General features: G+C 64.1%; 4 protein-coding genes and 1 pseudogene. 3 read left to right on the forward strand and 2 right to left on the reverse strand.

Annotated elements, in window-relative coordinates:
- Positions 1 to 212: pseudogene (locus tag AC1DXV_RS34320) on the reverse strand (LexA family protein); the annotation flags it as partial.
- A gap of 93 nt (positions 213 to 305) precedes the next feature.
- Between AC1DXV_RS34320 and AC1DXV_RS34325 the strand changes: the two are divergent.
- Complete coding sequence (locus AC1DXV_RS34325; RefSeq protein ID WP_477872412.1) at positions 306 to 545, forward strand: Cro/CI family transcriptional regulator; 240 nt, start codon at positions 306 to 308, stop codon at positions 543 to 545.
- A 12-nt stretch (positions 546 to 557) separates the two neighbouring features.
- Here AC1DXV_RS34325 and AC1DXV_RS34330 read toward each other — a convergent pair whose 3' ends face one another.
- Entirely contained in the window at positions 558 to 866 is a 309-nt protein-coding gene (locus AC1DXV_RS34330; protein ID WP_477938007.1) for a hypothetical protein, read from the reverse strand.
- A 27-nt stretch (positions 867 to 893) separates the two neighbouring features.
- On the opposite strand from AC1DXV_RS34330, the gene AC1DXV_RS34335 reads away from it, so the two are divergent.
- Positions 894 to 1367, forward strand: coding sequence for a phage regulatory CII family protein (locus AC1DXV_RS34335; protein ID WP_477938008.1), 474 nt, complete (start codon positions 894 to 896; stop codon positions 1365 to 1367).
- Positions 1367 to 1660 (forward strand): hypothetical protein, encoded by a 294-nt coding sequence (locus AC1DXV_RS34340; protein ID WP_477938009.1) that lies wholly within the window; start codon positions 1367 to 1369, stop codon positions 1658 to 1660. Before AC1DXV_RS34335 ends, AC1DXV_RS34340 begins: the two co-directional genes overlap by 1 nt.
- Positions 1661 to 1724: the final 64 nt, after the last annotated feature.

Raw genomic sequence — 1724 nt, forward strand, 5'->3', positions numbered from 1 at the left:
CTCTTGGGCGGCTTCCCGGTGACTATCCAATCGGCGCTGTAGCCCGTCGCGGACTCGATTGCTGCCGCACTGTCAGCTTTCAGGCTCTTAATCCCTCCGCCAAGCCACATTGCAACGGCGCCTGAGGTCTTCTTGGTGGCGCGAGCGAGGTCGGCGGGCCGGAGTCCGGCGCCTTCCATTGCTTCCTTGATTCGATCGGCGAGGCTGCTCATTTTTCTCGATGAAAATAGTTAAGCGAAATTAACGCACATAGTTCGCTTAGCGTGCTTGCTAAATAAACACTCAGTGTGCTAAGCTAGTGCGCTATGAAAGCCCAACTTGCTAAGTCTGAGGCCATCAAACTGGCCAACGGGGTGAAGCCCCTCGCAGAGATTTTCGGGATCTCGTCATCTGCAGTCAGCCAATGGGGCGAGTGGCTTCCGCGATCCCGGGTCTGGCAACTTCGCTGCCTCAGGCCCCACTGGTTTCCGGTCTCGCACCAAACAGCGAATTCGAATGACGGCCCAGAAGGTGTGATCCGCACCTCTGAGCAGCGCGCATGCTGACTCAGGCTGAATCTACTGCAGTGCTTCTCCAGGCGAGGGCGGCCGGGCAGTGTGAAGAGACAGCGCTTCTCGCAGCACTGCTGCGAGCTGGCGCGCAGCCGGTACGCCGAGTACCAGTGTGGCAGGGGGTTGGCCTGCTGGTGCAGTCAGCGTCACCTGCAGCGCACCCATCGGCCCCATCGGCGACGCGATCTCGGTGAACTCGACGCTCACCTGCGCAAACACCATTTCCACGCTCAGCCCGTCCGTCTTCTTCTCGCTCATCAGTTTCTCTCTCGTGCGCTCATTGGTGCGCAGTATGGCTACCAGTGCGCGGTCCATCCATAGCCCCTTCAAACGGCCCATGCCATGAATGTCCAAACCGCAGCCTTCAACCTCGTGCACGAYCACCCGGGCGGCACYWCKGCACTCGCSCCRYTGCTCGGCAAGAGCACGTCGACGCTGAACCACGAGGTCGACCCCAACTAYGCAACCGCCAAGCTCGGCCTGGCCGAMGCGCTCAAGCTSACGYTGCTGACGAAGAACCACAGCATCCTGAAYGCCTTCGCGATGGCSTGCCAYTGCATGGTGGTGCCGCTGCCGGCGTGCTCGGACAACGATGACGACGACACGTTCCGGAGCGTGACGCGCGTGGCSCGYGAGTTCGCCGAGCTGATCAGCGAGGTCAGCGAGGTGACKGCCGACGGYGCYGTCTCSGACAACGAACTGCGCCGTGTCGATAGCGAAGCCACCGAACTGGTGGCAGCCATCCAGGCSGTGCTSACCACCCTGAGGCTGCGCAACGAGCGCAGCCGGCCCAAGACGTTCCGGGAGGTGTGCTGATGCGCGSCGGCCWGATCACCGTSCACGACGGCCGCGACACGCTGGAGCGCGCGGGCGAAGACGACCTCATCAGCGTCAGCGAAGCGGCCTACCTGCAGGCGGCCCTGGTCCGCCAGCGCCTGCGCGCCGAACAGGAGGCCCAGGCGCGGGCCCTGGTGGCGATGCCGCTGGGCACCTGCGCCAACTGCGACGAACGCTGTGACCCGGCCACGCGCTACTGCGACCCCGACTGCCAGAGCGACCACGCCCAACGCGAGGGCCGCCTGGCCGACGCCTCCAACCTGCGGGCCTGACGCCCGCACCTCCACATGAACCGACAGAACGCATTGCGGCCCGAGCGGCTGCAAGGGAAGGGTG

The sequence above is a fragment of the Rhizobacter sp. P3_C12 genome, from assembly GCF_056402735.1.